Raw genomic sequence first — 25,019 nt, 5'->3', positions numbered from 1 at the left:
ACCGGGACCGGGGTCGTCAGTGCACCGGGACCGACGTCCGCGTCAGTGCGTCGCGACCGGCGCGGGGCGTTCGGCGGCCTCGCCGTCCGCGGCGTTCTCGTCGTTCTCGTCCTTGACCCGCTCCAGGCCGGACCGGTTGGACAGCGGCACCTCGCGCAGGAACCACACGATCGCGAAGCCGACCAGCGTCACCACCGAGCCGACCAGGAACACCAGGTCGATCGAGCCGGAGAAGCCGTCCAGGAACGGCCGCGCCAGCACCGGGTCGAGGGTCGACAGGAACTCGGTGTTGTCCAGGTCGAAGCCCTGGCCGCTCTGCAGCGCGCCCGCGAACGCCTGGTTCTCCGGCCGCGCCAGCGCCGCCTGGAAGTCGGGCTGCCCCGACGCCGCGCGCAGCGCATTCCCGATCTTGTCGCCGACCGTGCTGAACAGGATCGACAGGAACACCGCGGTGCCGACCGTGCCGCCGATCTGCCGGAAGAACGTGGCCGACGAGGTCGCCACGCCCATGTCGCGCGGCTCGGCGTCGTTCTGGATCGCCACCAGCAGGGTCTGCATGTTCAGGCCGAGGCCGACGCCCAGGAAGAACATCAGGACCAGCGGCACGTACATCGCCGTGTCGGTGCCGACGAAGCTGAACGCGAACAGCGCCGCCGTCATCACGCCGAAGCCGATGACCGGGAAGACCTTGTAGCGGCCGGTCCGCGCGGTGATGTTGCCGCTCGTGCCCGCCGCCGACATGATGCCGAGCGTCAGCGGCAGCATCATCAGGCCGGACTCGGTGGCCGAGTAACCCTGCACGATCTGGAGGTACAGCGGCAGCGACACCATGCCGCCGAACATGCCCAGGCCGAGCAGGAAGTTGATCACGTTGCCCAGCGAGAACGTCCGGCGCTCGAACAGGCGCAGCGGCAGCAGCGCCTCGTCGCCCATCCGGCGCTGGGCCCACACGAACCCGACCAGGCCGAGCACGCCGACGGCGTAGAGCGCGATCGAGGTGCCCGAGGCCCAGCCCCACTCGCGGCCCTGCTCGGCCACGATCAGCAGCGGCACCAGGCCGACGGTCAGCAGCGCGGCGCCGAGGAAGTCGATGCGGTGGTCGACCCGCTGGTGCGGGATGTTCAGCACCTTCGCCACGACGACCAGCGCGACGAGCGCGATCGGCACGTTGATCAGGAACACCCAGCGCCACCCGGCCGTGCCGAGGAAGCTCTCCATGCCGGCGAACAGGCCGCCGACGACCGGGCCCGCGACGCTGGAGACGCCGAACACGGCCATGAAGTAGCCGCTGTAGCGGCTGCGGTCGCGCGGTGAGGTGATGTCCGCGAGGATCGCCATGGCCAGCGACATCAGGCCGCCGGCGCCGAGGCCCTGCACCGCGCGGAACGCGGCCAGCTCGTACATCGAGTTCGCGATGCCGGACAGCAGCGAGCCCAGCAGGAACAGCGAGATCGCGGTCAGGTACATCGGCTTGCGCCCGTAGATGTCGGACAGCTTGCCGTACAGCGGCGTGGAGATCGTGGCGGTGATCAGGTAGGCGGTCGTCGCCCACGCCTGGAGCGTCTGGCCGTGCAGCTCGTCCGCGATGGTCTTCATGGCCGTGGCCACGATCATCTGGTCGAGCGCGGACAGGAACAGCCCGAGCAGCAGGCCCGACAGGATCGTCAGGATCTGCCGGTGGGTGAGCAGGGCGGCGCCGGGTGGCGTCGCGTCCGCTCGGGTTGTCGTTTCCGACATCACTTCTCCTCTTCTGAGCGCGGCCCGGGTCCGCTCTCAGCGATGAATCGCGGCAGCGCCTTCTCGTAGTCCCCCACGAAGCGCTCGAAGTACTCGATGAACCGGAGCCGGTCGTCCGGCCCCCAGTCCGCGAACAGCCCGGCCAGCGCCTCGTTGCGCTGCCGTCGGCGTTCGTCCACCAGGCGCGCGCCCGCACCGGTCACGGCCAGCACGCTGGCGCGGCCGTCCTCGGGGTCCGCGCGGCGCTCGACCAGCCCCTCCTTGACCAGGGTCGCCACCTGGCGGCTGACCGTGGACGGGTCGGAGAAGACCGCCTCGGCCAACGCGCTCGACCGCGCGGGGCCGAGCCGTTCAAGGGTGGCGAGCAGGACGAACGAGGCCTTGTCCAGGCCCGACTTGCTCATGTGCGCGGCGACGCAGGCGTGCATCTTGTTCATGCGCACCAGCGCCGTGCCCACCCGGTCCGCGACGGCGAGGTCGTCCTCGGCCGCTCCCACGACCGCGTCGCCGACCGGCGTGCCGTCACCGACGGGCAGGGACATCGCACACTCCGTTTGCTTGCACCAACCAACTAGTTGCTGAGTACAAGCATGGACCTCGTCCGCGGTCTGCGCAAACGAAATACCGGTGAGCCGCGTCTCAGGGGTTACCGACCGGTAATATCCCGCCCATGGACACTGACCACTCGTTCGTCGCCGCGGCGATGAAGCAGGCCGTGCCGTGGGTCGGGACGATGGGCGTGGAGTTCCCGGAGGTCTCCGGCGACCGCGTGGTCGCCGAGCTGCCCGACCGCGAGGACCTGCGCAACCACGTCGGCGGCCCGCACGCGGCGATGATCTTCGGCGTCGCGGAGACCGCGTCCGGCGCGGTCGTCATGGCCGCGTTCGCGCGGTACGTCGACAGGGCCACACCGCTGGTCGCGCGGTCCGAGATCGCCTACCGCAAGCTCGCGCTGGGCCCCCTGCGCGCCGAGGCCGTCCTGGGCCGCCCGGCGGCGGAGGTGGTGGCCGAGCTGGAGTCGGGCACGCGGCCGGAGTTCCCGGTCGAGGTGACGGTCACCAACGCCGAGGGCGTCACGACCGCCGAGGTGACCGTGGTGTGGACCCTGCGCCCGCACCGGTAGGCGGTCCGGGGCCGCGTCCCGCGCGGCGGCTACCGTGCCCGGCATGAAGGTCGACCGCCTGGAGACCGAACCCGACCCGCGCACCGTCCTGGACGCCGCGCGGGAGACCGCGGCGAGCGGCTGCGACGGGTTCTGGGTCGCCGAGACCAAGCACGACCCGTTCGTCGCGCTCTCCCGCGTGGCGGGCACCGTGGACCTGGACCTCGGCACGGCCGTCGCGGTGGCGTTCGCGCGCAACCCGATGACCGTGGCCGTGCAGGCGAACGACCTCCAGCTGCTCTCCGGCGGTCGCTTCCAGCTGGGCCTGGGCTCGCAGGTCGAGCCGCACGTCACCAAGCGGTTCGGCATGCCGTGGTCGCACCCGGCGGCGCGGATGCGGGAGTTCGTGCTGGCGGTCCGGGCGATCTGGCACACCTGGGCCACCGGCGAGCGCCTGCGGTTCCGCGGCGAGTTCTACGCGCACACGCTCATGACGCCGTTCTTCGACCCGGGCCCCAACCCGCACGGCGCGCCGCCCGTCTGGCTGGCGGGCGTCGGCACGCTGATGACCGAGGTGGCGGGCGAGGTGGCCGACGGCTTCCTGTGCCACAGCTTCACCACCGAGCGGTACTTCCGCGAGGTGACGCTCCCGGCCCTCGCGCGCGGTCGGGCGCGGGCGGGCAAGCCGCTCGCGGGCCTGGGCGTCAGCGGACCGTCGCTGGTCGCCCGCACGGACGAGGAGGTGCGGGCGGTGAGGCGGCAGATCGCGTTCTACGGCTCGACCCCGGCGTACCGCAAGGTCCTCGACCTGCACGGCTGGGGCGACCTGCACGAGGAGCTGCACCGCCTGTCCCGCCGCTCCCGCTGGGACGACATGGCCGGCCTCGTCACCGACGAGGTCCTGCACGCCTTCGCCGTCGTCGGCACGCCCGCCGAGGCGCGCGCCGAGCTGACCCGCCGCTACGGCGACGTGGTCACCCGGGTGGCCGCCCCCGTCCTCAGGACCGGATGAGGCGACGCCCGCTCGGCTCGTCGAGCACCCGGTGCCGGAACAGCTCGGGCCGGAACAGCTCGGGCCGGAACAGCTCCGCGCGCCGCCGGACCGACCGCCGCACCCACCGCCGCCGCCCCACGCGTGCCGCGAGCAGCACGAGCGGCAGCGCGAGGAGCGTCATCAGGACCATCTCACCCATCGGCATCACCTCCACGGTGGCAACGACACCCTCACCCACAGCTGACGCCGGCGGCGAAAACGTCACCCTGATGGAGCAGCGCCCACGCACGACGAAGGCCCCGGACCGGGGTCCGGGGCCTCCTGATCTCGCGAGCCGCCTGTCGGAATCGAACCGACGACCTGCTCATTACGAGTGAGCTGCTCTGGCCGACTGAGCTAAGGCGGCGAGACGCGACAACTATAGCCCACACCGGGGGCGTCACCTGATGGGGGGTCGGTCGTTGGACCTGTCGTGACGCCGCTCACGCGCGCGCCCCGCCGTCACCGGGAGGTACCACCCACATGCGCCTGATGGCCCTGCCCGCCGCCGCCGTCCTGGTCGCGCTCCTCGCCTCCCCCGCGTCCGCGCAGCCGGCGACCACGCCCGTGCCGGGACCGGCGGACCCGGCCCAGCCGCCGGTGTCCACCGGCCCGGAGCAGGTCACCCACGCGGTCGGCGACGCGGGCACCGGGCTGGCCGTGGTGCGGCTCGCGCCGGACTCGGCGACGACCGGCTCGCCCCTGCCCGGCTTCGGCGAGCAGCTGCCCCGGCAGTCGGCCGCCGAGATCGGCGTGGGGCTGGCGAGCGCGCAGGCCAACAGCGAGGCGTTCCTGAGCTACGAGCGGTCGGTGGCGCAGGCGTCGCCGCTCGGCTTCGCCGTGCAGGGCCGGGCGCCGCAGACCCCCGGCACGCTCGTGCAGACCGCGTCGCCCGACAACGCCGAGCCCGTCACGGGCGGTCTCACGCCACCCGCCACACCGCTGGACGCGCTGCTCCGGGTGGGCCTGCTCGACGGCTCGGCGCACGCCCGCTGGGACGAGCGGGTGGGCCCGTGCGTGAGCCCGCTGGCGGACGCGCGGACCTCGGTGGCGAGCCTGAGCGTGCTCAACGCCATCCCGACGCTGCCCGGCTCCACCGACCTGACCGGGATGCTCACCCAGGACACGCCGAAGCTCGACGCCGCCGCGAAGCAGTCGCTGATCGACGCCGTGAAGGGCCTCGCCGGCCCGCTGAGCCGGCTCGGCGGGCTGCTCTCCGGCACGCCCGACACCGGGGCCACCGGTTCCCTGCTGAGCCTCCCCGAGACGATGGCCGCCCGCTCCACCGTCGAGGTCGTGGACCTCCCCGGCAGCGCGAACAAGGCCGTCAGGTCGACGTCCACCCTCCAGGTCGCGAGCCTGCGGCTGCTCCAGGGCACGCCCGCCGAGATCCGGGTCGACGTCGTGGCCCGGCCCACGCTGACCGCGCTGTCCACCGGCGACGAGGCCACCTCGAAGGTCGAGTACACCGCGCCCGTGCTCAGGGTCAGCCAGGGCGGCCGGGAGCTGGGCACGATCGACGCGGCCAACCCGAAGCTCGACGTGCCGATCAGCGTCGCCGGCGGTCAGCAGCTCCCCCTGGTCGGCGACCTGACCGGTGCGCTGCCCGGGCTCGACATCGGCGTCCTGCGGCTCCAGGTCGCCCAGCTCAACCAGCGGGGGCAGGTCCTGGACGGACCGCTCCAGCAGGGCGGCCCCACCGTGAAGGGGTACATGCTCGGGGCGACCGCGCGCCTGCTCGACCTCCAGCTGCTCCCGACCGACGCGCTCGGTCTGCCGAACCTGCCTTCGGCGTTGGCGCAGGTGTCCCTGGGCGAGCAGATCGTGCGCGCGGCCGCCCCGACCGGCGGCGTGGTGTGCGCGGCCCCGCCGGCCCCGCCCGCGCAGCCGGGTGGCGGCGGGGCCGCGCCGCCACCGGGCGCGCCGCAGCTGGCCTACACGAGCGCGGCGTACAAGACGGTCCCGATCTTCTGGACCGGCACCGCCCTGCTGATGCTCGGCGTCGTGCTGGTCGCCGCCCTGCCGCACCGCCGGCCGAGGCGCCCGGAGCGGTAGTCGCCGCAGGCACGCCACACACCGCCCCGCCGGCCCCCGGCGGGGCGGAAAGACGCGAGAACAATTCGGGCAGCACCGGGAACAGCCTTTTGTAACGGGACGCGGAACCAGCCGAGAAGCACACCGTCGGGGGAACCGCACCACCCCGAGGAGGCGCCCGATGACCGTGCCCGACCTGACGCTGGTCTCGACCGACGGCCCCGAGCCGCTCCAGGCGATCTACGCGACCGCGTTCCAGACCGCGTGGGACGAGCTGACCGCCGCCGGCTGGGCCGTGGCGGCCAGCGCCTACCGCGAGGACGAGACCGACTCGGACGTCACCTTCGAGTACGACCTGCGCACGGACGCGGGCGGCGACCTGTCGATGCTGCTCTCGATCGACCACCGCGGGGCGCACTCCGTGTCCCTGCGCTTCGCCGTGCCGGAGCGGGTGCGGCTGTCCGAGGGCTCGGTCGCCGTCCTGCACCGCGCGACGGCGGCCGTCACCGCCGCGGTCCGCTCGGCGGGCCTGCCCGTCAGCCCCGCTGGAGGGTCGTGAGCATCGCCTCCACGGCGATCCTCGGCTTCACGTTGCGCTCCAGCGCGGTGCGGCAGCCCAGCACGGCCTCCAGCCGGCGCAGGGTCGACTCGGGCGTCCACGACGACGCGGCCGTCCGCACGTCGGCCACCCGGTCGGGGTGGTTGAGCACCGCCTCCGCGCCCGACGCGGTGACCAGCACGTCCCGGTAGAAGGAGGCCAGGTCGACCAGGGCCTGGTCCAGCGAGTCGCGCTGCGTCCGGGTGGCCCGCGACTTCTGGCGCTTCTCCAGGTCCTTCAGCGCGCCCTTGGCGCCCCGGCCGGCCGCCGCGGTGCCCTTGCCGGTGCCGCCCGCGCCCATCGCCGTCTCCAGCGCCTCCCGCTCGGCCACGTCGCGGTCCTCGTTCGCGGTCAGCGCGTCCGCCTCGGCCGCCGACACGAGCTGGTCGGCGCACGTGAAGACGTCCGCGGGGCGCCGCAGCGCCAGCGGGATGCGCAGCACCGACTCGCGCCGCTCCCGCACCGACCCCTCGGTCGCCAGCCGCCGCGCCCGGACCACGTTCCCGCCGCACACCGACGCCGCCCACGACGCCACGTCCGCCGCCACGCCCTCGGCCTCCAGCGCCGACGCGATGGCCGCCGTCCGGGGCGTGCCCAGGGACACGACGCGGCACCGGGACCGGATGGTCACCGACACGTCGTCCGGGTGGTCCGACGGCGCGCAGAGCAGGAACACCGTGCGCTCCGGCGGCTCCTCCACCGACTTGAGCAGCGCGTTCGCCGCGCCCTCGGTCAACCGGTCGGCGTCGGCGACGATCACCGCCTGCCAGCGGCCGGACGTGGGCCGCCGCGCGGACACCTGCACCAGCGACCGCATCTCGGCCACCGAGATCGACAGGCCCTCGGGGGCGACGACCCGCACGTCGGCGTGCGTCCCGGCGAGCGCGGTGTGGCACCCGGCGCACGTGCCGCAGCCCGGCCGGTCGTCGACCGCCGAGCACTGGAGCGCCGCCGCGAACGCCCGCGCCGCCGACACGTGGCCCGACCCGGGCGGCCCGGTGAACAGCCAGGCGTGCGTCATCGCGCCCGGCGCGGGCGTGCCGCCCGCCACGATCGAGGCCGCCGCCTCCGCCGCCGCCGACAGCACGGCCACCGCCTCGGGCTGACCGACCACCCCGGTCCAGACACCACCGCTCACGGGCCGACCGTACCGATCCGCTACGACGTTTCCGCCACCGGCCGCGAGACCATCCCGGCCCGCCGCGACAGCAGCGGCAGCAGCGCCGACGACACCCGCTCGGCCACCTCGTCCTCGGTGCCGTCGCCGTCGACCACCAGGTACCGCTCGGGGTCGGCGGACGCCATCTCGGTGAGCAGCCGCTGCACCCGCCAGTGGTGCTCGACGGTCTCCAGCGCGCCGCCCGTCGCGCGCCCCTCGGCGGGCGTGCGGTCCAGCAGCACCGTCACGTCCGGCCGCAGCCGCCCGGTGGCCCAGTCGACCAGGCCCTCGATCTCCCGGGGCTCGACGCTGCCCGCCGCGCTGAAGTGCGCCAGCGGGCTGTCCACGTACCGCTCCATGACGACGATCGCGCCCTCGTCCAGCGCGGGCCGCACCTCGCGCTCCACCACGTCCGCCCGCACCGCCGCGGCGACCAGGGCGTGCGCCCGCACCCCGGCGAGGTCGGCGGTGGACAGCAGGTTGCGCAGCCGCTGCTCGTCGAGGTCCGGGTCGGAGGCCAGCAGCACCTGCCGGCCGCTGTCGCGCAGCGCGTCGGCCAGCCGCCGCGCCTGCGCCGCCGTGTCCTGCCGGGTGTAGCCCTCGACGGCGATCAGGACGCCGCCCTTGCGCCGCCCGCGCCCGCGCAGGGCCGCCATCAGGTCGGACAGGATCGGTTCGGCGCGCCGGTCGTCCATCTGCCGGTAGGCGATCAGCCCGAGCAGGGCGGCCAGCAGGCCGGCGCCGAACAGCACCGGCCGCGTCCCGTCCACCTGCATCGGGTGGTCGAAGACCGTGACCGTGCGCGTCTGCACCAGCGTGACCAGCAGCGGGGCCGTCGCGGACGACGCGAACAGCACCACCTTCAGCAGCGTCTGCACCAGCGCCACGACCCGGCCGCGCATCGCGTCCTCGACCTGCGAGCCGACGATCGTCAGGCCGGTGAGGAAGGCCATGCCCGCCGACGCGCCGACGAACGCCACCGCGATCAGGGCGACCCACAGGTGCGGCGCGAACGCGACCACCACCAGGCTCAGCCCGGCGACCACGATGGTGACGCCGAACAGCCGCCCGTAGGACAGCCGCCGCGCCATCCGGGGCGCCGTCGCCATGCCGACCGCGAGACCCGCGAACACGGCCACGAACAGCAGGCCGAACGTCGAGTCGCCGCCCAGCAGGGAGTTCGAGTACGTCTTCGCCGTGCCGATCACCGCGCCGGCCGCCGCGAACGCGCCGATCATGCCGATGACCAGGCCGCGGACCAGCGGCGTGCGACCGGCGTACTTCATGCCGTCGCTCATCATGGCGAAGAACCCGGGCGCCTCGCCCTGCTCGCGCTTGCGCTTGTTCGCCGTCGCGATCCGGCCGGACAGCTCCGGGATGCGGGTCGCCACCAGGATCGCCGAGGTCACGTACAGCGCGCCGTTGACCATGACCGCGATGGTCGCGATCCGGAAGTCCAGGTCGCTGTTCTGCACGTGCAGGTAGCCGGGGATGCCGGAGATGATCGAGTACAGGCCCGCGCCGGAGATGACCGCGATGCCGTAGGTCATCACCAGGCCGAGCTGGTTGGCCGTCTCCACCTGGTCCGGCCTGCGCAGCAGGTTCGGCACCGCCGAGTCCTTGGCGGGGATCCACAGCATCGCGCAGCAGCCGACCAGGAAGTTCGCGATGAACAGCCACCACGCCGTGCCGACCAGCGCGATCGAGATGAACAGCCCGCCGCGGAGCAGGTCGCACACCACCATGATCTTGCGCCGGTCGAACCGGTCCGCCAGGACGCCGCCCAGCGGGGCGAACAGGATGCCCGGCAGCAGCTGCGTGAGCACCACGAGGCTGAGCGAGAAGTTCTGCCACTGGTAGCTGTCCATCAGCTTCGTGACCAGGCCCGTCAACGCCAGGAGCGACAGCCAGTCACCGACGCTGCACAGGTAGGTGACACCCCAGAGCCTGCGGAACGGCCGGATCGCCAACACGCTGCGAATCCGGTGGCTGGTCGAGGCCGCTGTGCCGCCTTCTCGGATGGTGCTCACCCCCGCCGTTGTTGCAGGCCACCAGGTTAGCCGGGGCGGTTCACCCGGATGACCACATCCACCGTTCGGGTGACCGAAGCGAGATCATCTCAGCAGGTCGACCACGGCCTCGATGATCTCACGCAGCACCGGGAACAGCAGCGCACCGAGCACGGCGAGCACCACCAGGCAGCCGGCCAGCGCCCGGCCGTTGCGCGGCGCACCGCTCGTGACCTGCGGCAGGCCCGTGAACGGCGGGTGCACCACGGGCTGGGGCCCGTTCGGGACCGGCGCCCGGCGCGCCCGGCGCGGCGCCGGCGGCACGGCCACCGGGGGCACCACCACCGGCGGTGGCACGGCGACCGGCGTCACAGCCGCCGACCGGTGCGCCGCCTCGCCGGTCACCAGCCCCGCCAGGGGGTCGGCGAACAGCGGGGGTGGCGGCGGCTCCTGCGTGCCGTCGGGTCCGAACCCCGTGCCGAAGCCGTCCACCGCCACCCCTCACCAGGGCTTCGTCAGCCCTTCGCCTTCGCGGGAGCCTTCTTCGCGGGCGCCTTCTTCGCCGGGGCCTTCCGGGCGGGCGCCTTCTTCTTCGTCGTGGGTCCCTTGGCGCGCTTCTCGGCCAGCAGCTCGGAGGCCCGCTCGTCGGACAGGCCCTCCACGCTGTCGGACTTGCGCAGCGACGCGTTGGTCTCGCCGTCGGTCACGTACGGGCCGAACCGGCCCTCCTTGACCACCATCGGCTTGCCGGACACCGGGTCGGCGCCCAGCTCCTTCAGCGGCGGCGCGGCGGCGGCCCGGCCCCGCTTCTTGGGCTCGGCGTAGATCTTCAGCGCCTCGTCCAGGGTCACCGTGAACAGCTGCTCCTCGTCGGTCAGCGACCGCGAGTCGGTGCCCTTCTTCAGGTACGGGCCGTAGCGGCCGTTCTGCGCGGTGATCTCCGCGCCCGTCTCCGGGTCCTTGCCGACCACCCGAGGCAGCGACAGCAGCCGCAGCGCGTCGTCCAGCGTCACCGAGTCCAGCGACATGGACTTGAACAGCGAGCCCGTGCGCGGCTTGGGCGACTTCTTGCCGTCCGGCGGCTCCGGCAGCACCTCGGTCACGTACGGCCCGAAGCGGCCCTCCTTGGCCACGACCTCGTGCCCGGTGACCGGGTCCGTGCCCAGCGAGCGACCCTCCTGCGGGGTCGAGAACAGCTTCTCGGCGATCTCCCGGTTCAGCTCGTCCGGCGGCAGGTCGTCGGGCAGGTTCGCGCGCTGCGCCGTGAGCTCGCCGGACGGGTCGGGGACCTCGCGCTCCAGGTACGGCCCGTACCGGCCGACCCGGACCACCACGGTCCGGCCCTCGTCGTCCGGGAACAGCGGGATCGAGTTGACCTCGCGGGCGTCGATCTCCTCGACGCTCGACCCGACGAGCTTCTTCAGCCCGCCGGAGCGGCCCACCGACGACTCCGGCCCGACGTTGCCGCCGAAGTAGAACCCGGACAGCCAGGTCGTGCGCTCCTGCCGGCCAGCGGCGATGCCGTCCAGCTCGTCCTCCAGCGCGGCCGTGAAGTCGTAGTCGACCAGCCGGCCGAAGTGCTGCTCCAGCAGCCCGACCACGGCGAACGCCACCCACGAGGGCACGAGCGCCGAGCCCTTCTTCCACACGTACCCGCGGTCCTGCACGGTGCTGATGATCGAGGCGTACGTCGAGGGCCGCCCGATCCCCAGCTCCTCCATCGTCTTGATCAGCGACGCCTCGGTGAAGCGCGGCGGCGGCGACGTCGAGTGCCCGTCCGCGGACAGCTCGGCCGCCTGCACGACCTGGTCCTTGACCAGCTGCGGGAGGCGCGACTCGGCGTCGTCGGACTCGCCGCCCGCCTCCGAGTCGACCGTCTCCACGTACGCCTTGAGGAAGCCCGCGAACGTGATCGTGCGGCCCGACGAGGCGAACGTGACGGCCTCGCCGCCGGCGGTCCGGCCGGTGATCCGCACGGACGTCGTGTTGCCGCGCGCGTCGGCCATCTGCGAGGCGATGGTCCGCTGCCAGATCAGCTCGTAGAGCTTGAACTCGTCGGACTCCAGCTCCCGCGCGACCTGGCCCGGCGTCCGGAACACCTCGCCGGCGGGACGGATGGCCTCGTGGGCCTCCTGCGCGTTCTTGACCTTGCGGGTGTACTGCCGGGGCGCGCTCGCCACGTACTGCGACCCGTACAGCTCGGTCGCCTGGGCCCGCGCCGCCGAGATGGCGGTCTCCGACAGCGTCGTGCTGTCGGTGCGCATGTAGGTGATGTAGCCGTTCTCGTACAGCTTCTGCGCCGTGCGCATGGTCCGGTCCGCGGAGAACCGCAGCTTGCGCCCGGCCTCCTGCTGGAGCGTCGAGGTCATGAACGGCGCGTACGGCTTGCGCGTGTACGGCTTCTCCTCGACCGAGGAGACCGTCATCGACGCGTTGACCAGGCCGTTCGCGATGGCGCGGGCCTGCGCCTCGTCGAGCACCCGGACGTCGGAACCGGCCTTGAGCCGGCCGTCGGAACCGAAGTCGCGGCCGACCGCGAGCCGCGTCCCGTCCACCGCGACCAGCCGCGACGAGAACGCGCGCGGCGCGGCGTCGGCACCCGCGTCCATGGTCGCGGACACGTCCCAGTAGCTCGCGGTCACGAACTTCATCCGCTCGCGCTCCCGCTCGACCACGATCCGGGTCGCCACGGACTGCACGCGGCCCGCCGAGAGCTTCGGCATGACCTTCTTCCACAGCACCGGGCTGACCTCGTAGCCGTACAGCCGGTCGAGGATGCGGCGGGTCTCCTGCGCGTCGACCAGGTCCTGGTCCAGGTCGCGGGGGTTGGCGGCGGCGGCCAGGATCGCGGGCTCGGTGATCTCGTGGAACACCATCCGGCGGACCGGGACCTTGGGCTTGAGGGTGTCCAGCAGGTGCCAGGCGATGGCCTCGCCCTCGCGGTCGCCGTCCGTCGCCAGGTAGAGCTCGTCGACGTCCTTGAGCAGCTCTTTCAGCTCCGCGACGGTGGACCTCTTGTCCGGCGTGACGACGTAGAGCGGCTCGAAGTCGTGATCCACGTCCACGCCCAGCCGCGCCCACGGCTGGCCCTTGAACTTGGCGGGCACGTCGGCGGCGCCCCGGGGGAGGTCCCGGATGTGCCCCTTGGACGACTCCACGACGAAGCCGCTGCCGAGGTAGGACGCGATCTTGCGCGCCTTCGCGGGCGACTCGACGATCACCAACCGCCGATTGCCGTCCGCCGCTCCCCCGCTTGCCTTCTTCGCCCGTGTCGATCCAGCCACGCCGTCCCGCTCTCTTCGAACACTGTGTCCCGACCCGCCAGTGTGCACTGTCCTTTGTCGCCGCCGGGGCAGCCCTGGTCACGGACAGGGTGACACAACTGTGCCCGATCCTCCGCCAACAGGAGGCGCTACGCGGCCGGCCAGGTGCGCTCCGCCACCCCGCTCGGCGCACGTCCGACCAGCTCCGCGAGCCGTTCGAGCCGCCTGCGGCCGACGACGCGCAACGCCGGGCCGCCCGCCTTGCCCGTCAAGAGTGTCGAGGGCAGGCCCGACGTGGCCAACGCTTTTCGCAACACCTCGTGCGTGTCGGGCGCCCTGGGGTCCAGCCCCAGCCAGTACCCGGGCTCGACCCACCGCCCGGCCGCGAGCGCCCACAGCCGCAGCACCCCGCCGTCCAGCGCGAACCCGCCCGGCACCACCTTGCCGCCGTCGTCGAGCCACTGCCCCGCCAGCCCCGTCAGGTCGGTGCGGAAAGCCGTCGTGACCTGCCACGACCCCTCGACGTCCTCGACCCGGGCCTGCACCCCGCGCTCCCCGAGGGCGGCCACCACGGCGGCCCCGCGCTCCGGGCCGTCCACCTCGACCGACACCCGGGCGGCCCGTCCCCGCGCGAAGCCCAGCGCCTGGCCGGGCCCGCACAGCAGGCCCGCCAGGTCACCGACGCAAGGCTGCCGGGCCTCGGCCGAGAAGAAGGACAGTTGCCCCACGGGGCAGCAGCGTAGAACACACGTTCGACGCCGGCCAGTAGCCAAACGACTGAACCACGAACCCCACGAACACCACCGCCACCACCGGTGACGGCCCCGGTCCGGCGCGCGGACCGGGGCCGCGCGCCGCGCGTCAGCCGCCCAGCGACTGCATCTTCTCCTGGAGCGCCACGCACTCGGGCGCCTGCTTGAACGCCTGGCCCAGCTCGGGGTCGTCCTGGAGCTTCTTGATCTGCTCCTGGAGCTTGGACGGGTCGGCCTGGTCGCCGCCGAGCTGCTCCAGCTTCGTCGCGAACTCCGGGTCGGCCGGGTCCAGCGCGGCCAGCTCGGTGTTGACCTTGGACAGCGTCTCACCCGACTCGGTGAAGAACTTCACCAGCTCGTCGTGCAGGGCCTGCGCGTCGGCCGACGGCGCGCCCAGGTCCTCCATCTTCTCGCCGGCGGCGCTCAGCGACGTCCCGGCCTTGGAGCTGTAGTCGAGCAGCGCGGCCTTCTGCACGGCCGGGTCCTCGGCGCCACCCTCGAACATCGTCTTGAGCAGCGCGAGCACGCCCTCGATCGTGGGGCCGATGCCCTCGCAGAACGTCCCCGTCCACTGGACCGGGTCGGACTTCGCCGCGACCGACGAGGTGGTGGTGGGGGTGGCGGACGCGGCGCTGGAGCCGTTGCCCGCGGCGCCGGAGCCACCACCGCACGCCGCGCTCACCAGAACGGCGGCGAAGACACCCGCAAGGGTGACACGATGCTTCACAATTCCCCCAAAGGATTGGCAAGAGACCGAGCAACCTACTACGTGGTGGGTACCGCCGATCCGGTAGGAGTCAACCTTCGCAGCCCCTGGCACGCGCGGGCCTTCTCCGCCGCCGCCGTCAGCTCCGGCGACGCGTCCAGCGCCTTCAAGGGCTCCACGAACGTGTCCAGGCGCGCGATCGCCTCGCCGGCGGCCTGGAGGCCGCCCGTCTGGTCGTTCGCGTCCGCCGCCTCCAGCGCCGCCTTGGCGTCGGAGAAGTTCTTGGCGATGTCCGCGAACGTCGTCGCCATCGCCCCCACCTGCTCGTCACCGCCGGCCACCGGCGACGGCCCGACCCCGCGCAGCGCCTCCGCCGTCCGGTTGTAGGCGTCGGCCATCTGGCCCATGTACGCCGCCATGTCGGCCTTGAGCTTGGCCGGGTCGCCCGCGTCGAGCTGGGGCGGCGTCTTGGGCGCGGTGACGAACGTGGACGCCGCCGTGCACACCTTGTCCACGTAGGCGACCGCCGCGTCCGCGGACGACGCCGAAGACGACGACGCGGGCGAGGGCGTGCCGCCGTCCCCGGACGAACACCCGGCGACGACCAGCGCCGCCGTCGCGACCAGCACAGACAGCCTCATCGAGTGGCTCCCAACGTCTCGGTCATCGCACCCAGTGTGCCCCGACCGGACGAACGGGCACCAACGGGAGCGGGGCGCCCGTCAGGACGCCCCGCCACCGTGCGCTCGGTTCCCGCGTCGACGCCTACGCGGCGCCGTTGGCCACCGACGCCCCCTCGGACGAGGCCGGCGCGGACGGCGCGGGCGGCTCGTCGGAGATCACGGTGCCCCGGCGCTTCGAGATCACCACGGCCGCCACGATCACCACGACGGCCACGACCGCGATCGCGTACCGCACCCCGGCCGACGCGTCCGCGCCCACCGAGAACGTCACGATCGCGGGCGCGATCAGCACCGAGACCAGGTTCATCACCTTGATCAGCGGGTTGATGGCCGGGCCGGCGGTGTCCTTGAACGGGTCGCCGACCGTGTCGCCGATGACGGTGGCCGCGTGGGCGTCCGAGCCCTTGCCGCCGTGGTTGCCGTCCTCGACGAGCTTCTTCGCGTTGTCCCAGGCGCCACCGGAGTTGGCCAGGAACACCGCCATCAGCGTGCCGGTGGCGATCGCGCCGGCCAGGTACCCGGCCAGCGGGCCGACGCCCAGGCCGAAGCCCACCGCGATCGGCGCCATGACGGCCAGCAGGCCCGGCGTGGCCAGCTCGCGCAGCGAGTCGCGCGTGCAGATGTCCACGACCCGGCCGTACTCCGGCTTCACGGTGCCGTCCATGATCCCGGGGTTCTCCCGGAACTGGCGGCGCACCTCGAACACGATCGCGCCCGCCGCCCGCGTCACCGCGTTGACGGCCAAGCCGGAGAACATGAACACCACGGCCGCGCCGATGATCACGCCGACCAGCACGTTCGGGTCGGACACCAGGTTGGAGAACGACACCGGCACGTCGCCGGCGCCGATCCCGACCTTGGTCAGGGCCTGCGAGATCGCGTCCTTGTACGACCCGAACAGCGCGGTCGCCGCGAGCACGGCCGTCGCGATCGCGATGCCCTTGGTGATCGCCTTCGTGGTGTTGCCCACCGCGTCCAGCTCGGTGAGGATCTGCGCGCCCTCGCCGTCGACGTCGCCGGACATCTCCGCGATGCCCTGCGCGTTGTCCGAGACCGGGCCGAAGGTGTCCATGGCGACGATGACGCCGACCGTGGTCAGCAGGCCGCAACCGGCCAGCGCGACCGCGAACAGCGCCACGACGACGGAGCCGGACAGCAGGAACGCGCCGTACACCGCCGCGCCGATGACCAGCGCCGTGTAGACGGCCGACTCGAAGCCGACCGAGATGCCGGACAGGATGACGGTGGCCGCACCGGTCAGCGAGGTCCGGCCGACCTCCTTGACCGGCTTGTGCTCGGTGCCGGTGTAGTAGCCGGTCAGCCAGAGGATGACGCCCGCGAGCACGATGCCGATGATGACGGCGACGGCCGCGATCAGCGCCGGGTTGCCGCTGACGCCCTTGATCTCGTCCGACACGCCCTCCAGGGCGCCGAACGTGCTGGGCAGGTAGACGAACGCCGCCACGCTGCACAGCACCGCCGAGATGACCGCCGAGATGTAGAACGACCGGTTGATCGCCGACAGCCCGTTCTCGCCCGTGCGCGCGCTGGTGATGTAGACGCCGATGACCGCCGTCAGCACGCCGATGGCGGGCACGATCAGCGGGAACAGCAGGCCCTGCGTGCCGAACGCGGCCGTGCCCAGGATCAGCGACGCCACGAGCGTCACCGCGTAGGACTCGAACAGGTCCGCCGCCATGCCGGCGCAGTCGCCGACGTTGTCGCCCACGTTGTCCGCGATGGTCGCGGCGTTGCGCGGGTCGTCCTCGGGGATGCCCTGCTCGACCTTGCCGACCAGGTCGGCGCCGACGTCCGCGGCCTTGGTGAAGATGCCGCCGCCGACGCGCATGAACATCGCCAGGAGGGCGGCGCCGAAGCCGAAGCCCTCCAGCACCTTCGGGGCCTGCCCCGCGTAGACCAGCACGACCAGGGCCGCGCCGAACAGACCCAGGCCGACGGTGAACATGCCGACCACGCCACCGGTGCGGAACGCGATCCGCATGGCCTTCTCCCGACCACCGGCCTCCTTGGCCGCGGCGGCGACGCGCACGTTCGCGCGGGTCGACAGCCACATGCCGAGGTAGCCGATGATCGCCGAGAAGACCGCGCCGACGATGAAGAACAGCGACCTGCCGATGCGCTCGCCGATGTCGTCGGCGGGGAGCGCGAACAGCAGCACGAACACGACGACCACGAAGATGCCGAGCGTGCGGAACTGCCGGTTGAGGTAGGCCGCTGCGCCCTCTTGGACCGCCTTGGCGATGTCCTGCATCTTGGCGGTGCCCTGGCCCGCGGCCAGCACCTCGCGAAGCAGCACGTACCCGACGGCCAGGGCGGCCAGCGCGACCACGGCGACCACGGCGACTAGGCCGCGATCACCTCCGGAGAGCTCGAGGCCCTCCGCGAGGAATTGCCGGGACATCCGTCCTCCTGGTGAGTTTTCCTAGCCCAACTCCGGGGGCACCCCGCTGTGTGAGGCGGGTCACTCACGCGACTGTCAGCCCCGACACAACGTGATGCATCCCTCATTGGACGCGATAGCGGCGGAGTCTATTCATAGCCGGCAAGGAGGCAACGGCCCGCTCCGATCCGTACACACACCGTTATCCACACTGGAAGCGAACACCGTGTCGACACCGTGTGCGAAGCTGCGGTCCGTGGTGAACCAGGGACGTCGTCTGCTGGACCGGGTGCTCGCCGGGGTCCCGGTCGGTGAATCCCCGCTGACGCACAGCGAGGACCTGCCCGCCCGGCCCGCGCGCCACGCGCCGTGGCCCTCCTGGACCTCGCCCGAGGTGGTGTCCGCGCTGGTCGACCGCGGTGTGCGGGAACCGTGGCGGCACCAGGCGGAGGCGGCCGACCTCGCGCGGGACGGCAAGCACGTCGTCGTCGCCACGGGCACGGCCTCGGGGAAGTCGCTCGCCTACCAGCTGCCGGTCCTCTCGGCCCTCGTCGCCGCACCGGGCACGACGTCGCGGGCAACAGCTCTGTACCTGTCACCGACCAAGGCGCTCGGCGCGGACCAGCTCCGGTCCGTCGACTCGCTGGGCCTGCCGGGCGTGCGCGCCGCGTCGTTCGACGGGGACACGCCGATGGCGGAACGCGACTGGGTGCGGGCGCACGCGAACTGGGTGTTCACCAACCCCGACATGCTGCACCGCGGCGTGCTGCCCCACCACGCCCGCTGGATCAGGTTCCTGCGCGGGCTGTCGTACGTCGTGGTCGACGAGTGCCACACCTACCGGGGCGTGTTCGGCTCCCACGTGGCGCTGCTGCTGCGCCGCCTGCGCCGGATCGCGAACCGCTACGGCGCAGACCCGGTGTTCGTGCTGGCCTCGGCCACGGTCGCCGACCCCGCGTCCTCGGCCTCCGCCCTCCTCGGCCTGCCGTGCACCGCCGTCACCGACGACGGCTCGCCCCGCGCGGCCCGCACGGTCGCGCTGTGGGAACCGCCCCTGCTGGACGACCTGGAGGGCGAGAACGGCGCGCCGGTCCGCCGGTCGGCGGGCGCGGAGACCTCGCGCATCCTGGCCGACCTCGTCGTCGAGGGCGCGCGGTCGCTCGCGTTCGTCCGCTCCCGGGTGGGCGCCGAGCTGACCGCCCTCGGCGCCCGCCGCGTGCTCGCCGAGGTCGACCCGGAGCTGGCGGGCCGGGTCGCCGCCTACCGCGGCGGCTACCTGCCCGAGGAGCGCCGCGCCCTGGAGCGCGCCGTGTCGTCCGGCGACCTGCTCGGCGTGGCCACCACCAACGCCCTCGAACTGGGCGTCGACATCGTCGGCCTGGACGCGGTCGTCGTCGCCGGGTTCCCGGGCACGCTCGCGTCGTTCTGGCAGCAGGCGGGCCGCGCCGGCCGCACCGGCGACTCCGACGCGCTCGTCGTCTTCGTCGCCCGCGACGACCCGCTGGACACCTACCTGGTGCACAACCCGTCCGCCGTGCTGCACAAGCCGGTCGAGGCGACGGTGCTGGACCCGGCGAACCCGTACGTCCTGGAGCCCCAGCTCGCCTGCGCCGCCGCCGAGCTGCCGCTGACGCCCGACGCGCTGACCGACTTCGGCGGCGACGCGGCGCTGGCCGTGCTCGACGACATGGTGGGGCGCAAGGTGCTGCGCCGTCGCCCGAACGGCTGGTACTGGACGTCCCGCGACCGGCCGCACGGCGAGGTCGACATCCGCGGCTCGGGCGGCGAGCAGGTCGTGGTCGTGGAGGCCGACTCGGGCCGGATGCTCGGCACGGTCGACCCGGGCGCGGCGCACCGGACCGTCCACGACGGGGCCGTCTACCTGCACCAGGGCGAGTCGTACGTGGTGGACCGGCTCGACCTGGACAGCGGGATCGCCCTGGTGCACGCCGAGCGGCCGGACTGGTCGACGACGGCCCGCGACACCAAGGACATCTCGATCGTCCGCGAGGTGGAGCGGCGGGACTTCGGGGGCGTGACCGTCTGCCTCGGCGAGGTGGAGGTGACCTCGCAGGTGGTCGGCTACCTGCGGAAGCTGTCGTCCGGCCAGGTCGTCGACTCGGTGCCGCTGGACCTGCCCGCGCAGACCCTCGTCACCCGCGCGGTCTGGTACACGGTCTCGGCGGGGTTGCTGGGCAGTGCGCCGGGGGGCGCCGGTCTGGCTCCGGCGCGCGTCCCCGGCGCACTGCACGCCGCCGAACACGCGGCGATCGGCCTGCTACCGCTCTTCGCGACCTGTGACCGTTGGGACATCGGCGGCGTCTCGACCGCACTGCACCAGGACACCGGGGAGGCGACGGTGTTCGTGCACGACGGTCATCCGGGGGGTGCCGGGTTCGCCGACCGCGGGTTCAACGCGGTAGTCCCGTGGTTGGTCGCTACTAGGGAGGCCATCGCTGCTTGCGCGTGTCCGGCCGGGTGCCCGTCCTGCGTTCAGTCGCCCAAGTGCGGGAACGGCAACGATCCGCTGGACAAGGCGGGCGGGGTGGCCGTGCTGGACGTCGTGCTCGGGTTCGTCGGGGAGAGGCCCCACGACGTCCGGCACGGCCACGGTGGTCACGACCGGTCGGCGGTGACCAGGTCGTAGGTCGGGGTGCTCTGCGCCAGGCGCAGGGCGTCCTGGACGACGCTCGCGGGCGGCAGGTCCCACCCGCAGACCTGGGGCTTGACCCGCCAGTGCACGACCCCGTGGTGCGCGGGGCTCGGCGGCAGCGGGACGTACTCGCCGGCGGCGTAGTGCCGGACGTCGTCGTTCACGCGGACCGAACCGCCGGAGGCGACGAGGAACAGCCACCGCCCGGCCGGGGTCGCGACGATCGGGACGGGGTTGCCGGTGGCGCGCAGCGCGACGGCGGCGCGGTGGCCCAGGTCGGCGCCGACCTCGACGGCGTCCACGCCGTGACCGGTGGCCAGCAGGATGCTGTAGGACTGGCCGGCCCACCAGGTGGCGACCTCGTCGGCGCTGGTGCCGACGCGCGCCTCCCAGTCGTGGTGCACGGGGACGGGGCCGTGGTGCTCCACCCCGTCGCGGCCGGCCCACTGCCCGCCCGCCGGATAGGTGCCCGGCAGCACAGACCACCCGTGCCACGCGAGGGTGACCGCCTCCGCGCGCAGCTCGATGCGGAATGCCCCGCGCCAGCTATCCGACCACTCCATCTTCCGTTCGCCTCCTCTGTGCGACCACGACACCGTGTCGGGCGTTCTTCGACACCGCGTTGGTGCCGCCACTTGAACTAACGGCATGACCGGGGGTTCTGGTAACCCGCAGTCGACAAGTGGGCGATGTGGCACGGCGAGCGCGGCGGCCGCGCGGTGCGGCTGAACGGCCCCGGGACCGCTCATCCCCGGCGAGGCCGCGGATATGCGGTCGTGTGAGTCCGCTCACCGCCGCCGACCGACCGTTCACCGTGTCGTGCGGTGCTCACCCTTCGGCCGGACCTGCCCGCGCCCGAGCGCTCGGCGCGCCGAACACCGCCTCCTCACCGCTCACCACCACTTCCACCTCCCACCCGTCGACCGCGCACCCGTCCAACCGCCCGCCCATCCGCTCGACGACCACCCGTGCCCGCGAGCAGGCCGCGTCCACCCCCTCGACCACCCACGAGGCCGCCGCCAAGGCGCCCAGGTCGGCGGCGGCGGCGACGCGGTGCCGGACGATCGCCGCCTCACCCACCAGCACCCCGACCAGCACCAACGCACCCCACACCCCCACCACGGCCACCGCGACGACCGAGGCGGCCCCGCGCTCGCCACCCCCGCCCTCCCGGTCGGCCCCGTCACCCGGCCGGCCCCACCACCTCCCCCTCCGCCACACCCCGCTCGTCCCCTCCCGACTCCTGCACTCCCGGTTCCAGGACGGCGTAGGCCCGAGCCCGCAACTCGATCCCGAACCGCGACACCCGCACCTCGACCCACGCCCCCGTCCCGCCCGCTCCTCCTTCCCGCCGCACGTCGAACGAAGCTCCTTCCGGCGCAACGGCGTCCACCACCCCTCGTGCCGCCCCGTCGTCCCCGCGCGCGACAACCCGAGCCACCTCCCGCGCCGCGTCCGTGCACCGCAACTGCCCGACCACCGCCATCACGGCCCCGACCCCGAGCGCCAGCACGACGACCAACCCGCACACCGCGACAGCGGCCTCGACCGTCACCGCGCCCCGATCTCCCAGCGGTGGCGGCGAATTCGCCACCCGCCGCACCGCGCGGCCGTTCACAAGCCCACCGTGAAGGCGCGCTGCACCAGTTCCTGGACCGCGACCGCGAGCCAGTCGGCGGTGGCGATCCCGTAGAGCACCATCGCCACCGCCGCGGCGGCCAACGTGCCGATCGCGTACTCGGCCGTCGACATCCCTTCTTCTCCCACCGTCTCCATCCCTCCACTGTGGACAATCACCAGTTCTCCCCCACCCTGCCGACCAGACCGATCACCACCGGCACGACGCCCAGGCACAGGAACGCCGGCAGGAAGCACAGCGCCAGCGGTCCCGCCACCAGCACGGCCGCCCGCTGCGCCCGCGCCTCGGCCTGGTCGGCGATCGCCGCCCTGGCCTCCACCGCCAGGTCGGCGGCGGCACCCGCCAGGGCGGCACCCGACCTCGCGGTGCGCCGGGCGGCCCGCGCCAGCGGAGCGGTGTCCGGGTGGAGCAGGGCACCCGCCCACGCCGTCACCGGGTCCGCGCCCAGGCTCAGCAGGTCGCCGACCTCCCGGAGCCGCTCGGCGGCCCCCGGCGGCACACCCGCCAGCACCGCGTGCACCGCCCGGGCCACCGGCAACCCCGCCCGCAGCGCGGCGGCCAGCAGGTCCCAGGTCGCCGCCTGCGCGAACGGGTCCGGCGGGCGCGGCCCGACCTTCCGGGGCCGCGCGGGCGGAGGTTTCAGCCGGACGCTCGCGGCGGGCCGCGCCGGGAACACGACCAGCGCCAACGCCAACAGGAACAGCGTCACGCGACCACCCGCCCCGACAACCGCCCGCGCCACCGCGCCCCGCCGCCGACAGGCACCGCACCGGCCGCCGGTAATCCCGCCACCGCCACGCGACCGGCCGCTCCAAGAGCCGCCCGCCACACCGCAACCCCACCGCCGGCACCGGTCACCGCCGTTCCTGGCGCCGTCACGCCACCGGCCACCTCGTCAACCGCCCGCCACGCCACACCCCCGCCATCGGCGGACACCGCGCCGGCTGTCACCGTCCCGGGCACCGCCACGCGACCAGCCGCTCCGACAGCCACCCGCTCCACCACCCCGCCGGCGGCGGACACCGCGTCAACCGCCGGCGAGCCCGGCGCCGTCACGCGACCACCTGCCTCGTCAACCGCCCGCTCCACCGCAGCCCACCGCTGATGAGCGCCACGCCGACCACCAGCAGCACCTGACCGGGCGCGGTGCCGGTGAGGACGGCCAGCGGTGCCGCACCGCTCACCTCGCCGAGCAGGACGCCGAACAGCGGCAGGCCGGCCAGGACCGCCGCGCTGGCCCGCGGCCCCGCCATGCGGGCGTGCACCTGCCTGGCGAACGCCGTCCTCCTGTCCAGGTCGCGGCGGACCGCGTCCACCACGTCGGCCAGCGGCACGCCGTGGTCCGCGGACAACCGCCACGCCCTGGCCAGGTGGCGGGCGTCCGGGAAGTCCGCCAGGGCCGCCTCCACGTCGCCGCCGCGCGCCGACGTGGAGGCGATGGCGCGCAGGACGTCCCCGGCGGGCTGCTCGGCGTCCTCGGCCGCCCCGGTGGCGGCGGCGGCCGGGTGGGCACCCGACCGCAGTTCGGCGACGAACCCGCCCAGGCCGTCGGCGAGCGCACCGGCCGCCTTCAGCCGCACCCGCTGCCGGGTGGTGTCGCGGTGCGCCCGCCACACCGCCGCGGCGAGCACGCCGCCCGCCACCGCGCCGCCGGGACCGGCCAGGAGGCCGAGCGCCGCACCCGCCACGACCACCACCAGCCTGGTGGGCGCGGGCACCCGGCGGCGCGGCGGTGAGCGGCGCAGCCCGGCCAGCCGCCGCCGGGCGGGCGACGACGGCACGAGCAGGAGCGCGACGGCCAGGAGCAGGCAGCTCATGACCAGCCCACCAGGGCCTTGAGCCGGTCGCCCGCCTCCTGCCAGCCGCCGTCGCGCCGCCACGCGGGCGTCACGGCGAGCCGCCCGTCCCGGTGGTCGAGCACGCCGACCTCGGCGAGGTGGCGGGTGCCGTCGACGGCGCGCCGCACGTGCAGCACGACCTTGACGGCGGCGGCCACCTGGCTGTGCAGCGCGGCCCGCCCGAGCCCGCCCGTCGCGGCCAGCGCCTCCAGCCGCGCGGGCACCTCGGCGGGCGAGTTCGCGTGCAACGTGCCCGCACCGCCGTCGTGGCCGGTGTTGAGGGCGGACAGCAGCTCGCACACCTCGGCGCCGCGCACCTCGCCGACGACGATCCGGTCGGGGCGCATCCGCAACGCCTGGCGGACCAGGTCGCGCAACGTCACCTCCCCCGCGCCCTCGACGTTCGGGCCCCGCGCGAGCAGCCGCACGACCTGCGGGTGGTCGGGCTGCAACTCGCCCGCGTCCTCCACGCAGACCACGCGTTCGCCGTGCGGCACGCAGCCGAGGAGGGCGGCGAGCAGCGTCGTCTTGCCGGACCCGGTGCCGCCGACGACCAGGAACGCCTGGCGGGCCAGGACGATCGCCCGCAGCAGGTCGGCGGTGGGTTCGTCGAACGTGCCGCAGCTCCGCAACGCCGCCAGGTCGTGCACCGCCGGCCGGAGCACGCGCAGCGACAGGCAGGTCGACGGCGCGACGGGCGGCAGCACGGCGTGCAGGCGCACCCCGCTGGGGAGCCACCCGTCGACGTACGGCGCGGCGTCGTCCAGCCGCCGCCCGGCCACCGCCGAGAGCCGCTGGGCGAGCCGGCGCACGGCCGCCTCGTCGGGGAAGCAGATCCCGGTGCGGCGCAGGCCGCCGACACCGTCGACCCACACCTGGTCCGGGGCGGTGACCAGGACGTCAGTGGTGTCCGGGTCGCGCAGCAGGGGTTCGAGGAGCCCGGCCCCGACGAACTCCTGCCGCAGCACCGCGAGGGCCCGCTGGACGTCCTCGTCCCCGAGCACCCCACCCGCCTCGCCCCGGACCGCCTCGGCGACCGCGGCGGAGGTCAGGTCGCCGCTGCCGTTGGCCAGGCGCAGGCGGACGCGCTCGACGAGATCGCTCATCGCGCACCCCACCAGGTACGGGAGGTGCGGGACCGGAAGTCCTCGGTCTCGCCGAGCGGCAGCCGGGGCCAGGGGATGGCGGTGGCACCGCCGCACCCCGACCCCACCGCCCGGTCACACCCCGACCCCACTACCGGGTCGCAGGTCTTCGGGTCGTGGGCTTCCGGGGCGTGAGCTCCTGGGACACGGGCTCCTGGGGCACGGGCCGCCGGGTCGGGCGAGGCGCCCGGACCGGACCGGCACTCGCGCCGGGTCGGCGGACTCGCGTCGGGGTCGGTAGGCGCACCGGGACGGTAGGTGCGGAAG

23 protein-coding genes and 1 tRNA gene are annotated in these 25,019 nt (G+C 73.8%); 5 read left to right on the top strand and 19 right to left on the bottom strand.

All coding sequences use genetic code 11. From position 1 onward, the window contains the following. Positions 1-42: 42 nt before the first annotated feature. A complete protein-coding gene (locus tag ACRAKJ_RS01615; RefSeq protein ID WP_438922295.1) occupies positions 43-1,737 on the bottom strand; it encodes a DHA2 family efflux MFS transporter permease subunit in 1,695 nt (564 codons plus the stop codon). Continuing rightward, positions 1,737-2,279, bottom strand: a complete 543-nt coding sequence (locus ACRAKJ_RS01610; protein ID WP_438922296.1) for a MarR family transcriptional regulator — start codon at positions 2,277-2,279, stop codon at positions 1,737-1,739. Before ACRAKJ_RS01610 ends, ACRAKJ_RS01615 begins: the two co-directional genes overlap by 1 nt. Before the next feature lie 128 nt (positions 2,280-2,407). On the opposite strand from ACRAKJ_RS01610, the gene ACRAKJ_RS01605 reads away from it, so the two are divergent. Together ACRAKJ_RS01605 and ACRAKJ_RS01600 are read left to right on the top strand one after the other, a co-directional pair. Beyond that, positions 2,408-2,860 carry a DUF4442 domain-containing protein gene (locus ACRAKJ_RS01605; RefSeq protein WP_438922297.1) on the top strand — a complete coding sequence of 151 codons (453 nt, stop codon included), beginning with the start codon at positions 2,408-2,410 and terminating at the stop codon, positions 2,858-2,860. 43 nt (positions 2,861-2,903) lie between these two features. Further along, complete coding sequence (locus ACRAKJ_RS01600) at positions 2,904-3,851, top strand: TIGR03617 family F420-dependent LLM class oxidoreductase (RefSeq protein WP_438922298.1); 948 nt, start codon at positions 2,904-2,906, stop codon at positions 3,849-3,851. On the opposite strand, the gene ACRAKJ_RS01595 is transcribed toward ACRAKJ_RS01600, so the two are convergent. Beyond that, the gene (locus tag ACRAKJ_RS01595; protein WP_438922299.1) at positions 3,838-4,032 is read right to left on the bottom strand and encodes a hypothetical protein; all 195 of its coding nucleotides are present in this window, start codon (positions 4,030-4,032) and stop codon (positions 3,838-3,840) included. The two genes, ACRAKJ_RS01600 and ACRAKJ_RS01595, sit on opposite strands and share 14 nt — an antisense overlap. A gap of 133 nt (positions 4,033-4,165) precedes the next feature. Then, positions 4,166-4,239 (bottom strand) — tRNA-Thr (locus ACRAKJ_RS01590). A gap of 116 nt (positions 4,240-4,355) precedes the next feature. Here ACRAKJ_RS01590 and ACRAKJ_RS01585 point away from each other — a divergent pair. Then, positions 4,356-5,927 (top strand): hypothetical protein, encoded by a 1,572-nt coding sequence (locus tag ACRAKJ_RS01585; protein ID WP_438922300.1) that lies wholly within the window; start codon positions 4,356-4,358, stop codon positions 5,925-5,927. Positions 5,928-6,087: 160 nt separating this feature from the next. Beyond that, entirely contained in the window at positions 6,088-6,465 is a 378-nt protein-coding gene (locus ACRAKJ_RS01580) for a hypothetical protein (protein WP_438922301.1), read from the top strand. Here ACRAKJ_RS01580 and ACRAKJ_RS01575 read toward each other — a convergent pair. The 8 genes from ACRAKJ_RS01575 to ACRAKJ_RS01540 form a co-directional block, all read right to left on the bottom strand. Next, complete coding sequence (locus ACRAKJ_RS01575) at positions 6,443-7,642, bottom strand: DNA polymerase III subunit delta' (protein ID WP_438922302.1); 1,200 nt, start codon at positions 7,640-7,642, stop codon at positions 6,443-6,445. The two genes, ACRAKJ_RS01580 and ACRAKJ_RS01575, sit on opposite strands and share 23 nt — an antisense overlap. Positions 7,643-7,662: 20 nt before the next feature. Continuing rightward, positions 7,663-9,693, bottom strand: a complete 2,031-nt coding sequence (locus tag ACRAKJ_RS01570; RefSeq protein ID WP_438922303.1) for an MFS transporter — start codon at positions 9,691-9,693, stop codon at positions 7,663-7,665. Positions 9,694-9,777: 84 nt separating this feature from the next. Further along, positions 9,778-10,164 (bottom strand): hypothetical protein, encoded by a 387-nt coding sequence (locus ACRAKJ_RS01565; RefSeq protein WP_438922304.1) that lies wholly within the window; start codon positions 10,162-10,164, stop codon positions 9,778-9,780. Between the two features lie 23 nt (positions 10,165-10,187). Next, a complete protein-coding gene (topA, locus tag ACRAKJ_RS01560; RefSeq protein WP_438922305.1) occupies positions 10,188-12,956 on the bottom strand; it encodes a type I DNA topoisomerase in 2,769 nt (922 codons plus the stop codon). A 128-nt stretch (positions 12,957-13,084) separates the two neighbouring features. Continuing rightward, positions 13,085-13,663: a hypothetical protein gene (locus ACRAKJ_RS01555; protein ID WP_438922306.1), complete on the bottom strand. Its 579-nt coding sequence runs from the start codon at positions 13,661-13,663 to the stop codon at positions 13,085-13,087. Between the two features lie 133 nt (positions 13,664-13,796). Next, entirely contained in the window at positions 13,797-14,414 is a 618-nt protein-coding gene (locus tag ACRAKJ_RS01550; RefSeq protein ID WP_447008854.1) for a hypothetical protein, read from the bottom strand. A gap of 38 nt (positions 14,415-14,452) precedes the next feature. Further along, on the bottom strand, positions 14,453-15,034 hold the full coding sequence (locus tag ACRAKJ_RS01545) for a hypothetical protein (RefSeq protein WP_438921066.1): 582 nt from the start codon (positions 15,032-15,034) through the stop codon (positions 14,453-14,455). A 124-nt stretch (positions 15,035-15,158) separates the two neighbouring features. After that, complete coding sequence (locus tag ACRAKJ_RS01540) at positions 15,159-17,498, bottom strand: sodium-translocating pyrophosphatase (RefSeq protein WP_438921065.1); 2,340 nt, start codon at positions 17,496-17,498, stop codon at positions 15,159-15,161. A gap of 235 nt (positions 17,499-17,733) precedes the next feature. Between ACRAKJ_RS01540 and ACRAKJ_RS01535 the strand changes: the two genes are divergently transcribed. Further along, a complete protein-coding gene (locus tag ACRAKJ_RS01535; RefSeq protein WP_438921064.1) occupies positions 17,734-20,124 on the top strand; it encodes a DEAD/DEAH box helicase in 2,391 nt (796 codons plus the stop codon). On the opposite strand, the gene ACRAKJ_RS01530 is transcribed toward ACRAKJ_RS01535, so the two are convergent. The 7 genes from ACRAKJ_RS01530 to ACRAKJ_RS01500 form a co-directional block, all read right to left on the bottom strand. Continuing rightward, positions 20,094-20,693 carry a bifunctional DNA primase/polymerase gene (locus ACRAKJ_RS01530; protein ID WP_438921063.1) on the bottom strand — a complete coding sequence of 200 codons (600 nt, stop codon included), beginning with the start codon at positions 20,691-20,693 and terminating at the stop codon, positions 20,094-20,096. The genes ACRAKJ_RS01535 and ACRAKJ_RS01530 overlap by 31 nt on opposite strands. 265 nt (positions 20,694-20,958) lie before the next feature. Continuing rightward, positions 20,959-21,351 carry an Rv3654c family TadE-like protein gene (locus ACRAKJ_RS01525; protein WP_438921062.1) on the bottom strand — a complete coding sequence of 131 codons (393 nt, stop codon included), beginning with the start codon at positions 21,349-21,351 and terminating at the stop codon, positions 20,959-20,961. Beyond that, entirely contained in the window at positions 21,314-21,685 is a 372-nt protein-coding gene (locus ACRAKJ_RS01520; RefSeq protein WP_447008853.1) for a TadE family type IV pilus minor pilin, read from the bottom strand. The genes ACRAKJ_RS01525 and ACRAKJ_RS01520 overlap by 38 nt, the downstream gene beginning before the upstream one ends. A 59-nt stretch (positions 21,686-21,744) precedes the next feature. Further along, positions 21,745-21,906: a DUF4244 domain-containing protein gene (locus ACRAKJ_RS01515; protein WP_438921060.1), complete on the bottom strand. Its 162-nt coding sequence runs from the start codon at positions 21,904-21,906 to the stop codon at positions 21,745-21,747. Positions 21,907-21,923: 17 nt separating this feature from the next. Next, positions 21,924-22,478, bottom strand: coding sequence for a type II secretion system F family protein (locus ACRAKJ_RS01510; RefSeq protein WP_438921059.1), 555 nt, complete (start codon positions 22,476-22,478; stop codon positions 21,924-21,926). Positions 22,479-22,821: 343 nt separating this feature from the next. Beyond that, positions 22,822-23,586 (bottom strand): type II secretion system F family protein, encoded by a 765-nt coding sequence (locus tag ACRAKJ_RS01505; RefSeq protein ID WP_438921058.1) that lies wholly within the window; start codon positions 23,584-23,586, stop codon positions 22,822-22,824. Then, a complete protein-coding gene (locus ACRAKJ_RS01500) occupies positions 23,583-24,713 on the bottom strand; it encodes a TadA family conjugal transfer-associated ATPase (protein WP_438921057.1) in 1,131 nt (376 codons plus the stop codon). Before ACRAKJ_RS01500 ends, ACRAKJ_RS01505 begins: the two co-directional genes overlap by 4 nt. Positions 24,714-25,019 lie beyond the last annotated feature (306 nt).

Source organism: Saccharothrix sp. DSM 118769 (genome assembly GCF_052936295.1).
This window is presented reverse-complemented; position numbering and strand designations above follow the sequence as displayed.

Bases quoted from the DNA above. Each gene is read 5' to 3' on its own strand.
- ACRAKJ_RS01585 (WP_438922300.1), top strand. From the start codon at position 4,356: ATGCGCCTGATGGCCCTGCCCGCCGCCGCCGTCCTGGTCGCGCTCCTC.
- ACRAKJ_RS01545 (WP_438921066.1), bottom strand. From the start codon at position 15,034: ATGAGGCTGTCTGTGCTGGTCGCGACGGCGGCGCTGGTCGTCGCCGGG.
- ACRAKJ_RS01605 (WP_438922297.1), top strand. From the start codon at position 2,408: ATGGACACTGACCACTCGTTCGTCGCCGCGGCGATGAAGCAGGCCGTG.
- ACRAKJ_RS01615 (WP_438922295.1), bottom strand. From the start codon at position 1,737: ATGTCGGAAACGACAACCCGAGCGGACGCGACGCCACCCGGCGCCGCC.
- ACRAKJ_RS01505 (WP_438921058.1), bottom strand. From the start codon at position 23,586: ATGAGCTGCCTGCTCCTGGCCGTCGCGCTCCTGCTCGTGCCGTCGTCG.
- ACRAKJ_RS01500 (WP_438921057.1), bottom strand. From the start codon at position 24,713: ATGAGCGATCTCGTCGAGCGCGTCCGCCTGCGCCTGGCCAACGGCAGC.
- ACRAKJ_RS01540 (WP_438921065.1), bottom strand. From the start codon at position 17,498: ATGTCCCGGCAATTCCTCGCGGAGGGCCTCGAGCTCTCCGGAGGTGAT.
- ACRAKJ_RS01530 (WP_438921063.1), bottom strand. From the start codon at position 20,693: ATGGAGTGGTCGGATAGCTGGCGCGGGGCATTCCGCATCGAGCTGCGC.
- ACRAKJ_RS01580 (WP_438922301.1), top strand. From the start codon at position 6,088: ATGACCGTGCCCGACCTGACGCTGGTCTCGACCGACGGCCCCGAGCCG.
- ACRAKJ_RS01515 (WP_438921060.1), bottom strand. From the start codon at position 21,906: ATGGAGACGGTGGGAGAAGAAGGGATGTCGACGGCCGAGTACGCGATC.
- ACRAKJ_RS01610 (WP_438922296.1), bottom strand. From the start codon at position 2,279: ATGTCCCTGCCCGTCGGTGACGGCACGCCGGTCGGCGACGCGGTCGTG.
- ACRAKJ_RS01600 (WP_438922298.1), top strand. From the start codon at position 2,904: ATGAAGGTCGACCGCCTGGAGACCGAACCCGACCCGCGCACCGTCCTG.
- ACRAKJ_RS01595 (WP_438922299.1), bottom strand. From the start codon at position 4,032: ATGGGTGAGATGGTCCTGATGACGCTCCTCGCGCTGCCGCTCGTGCTG.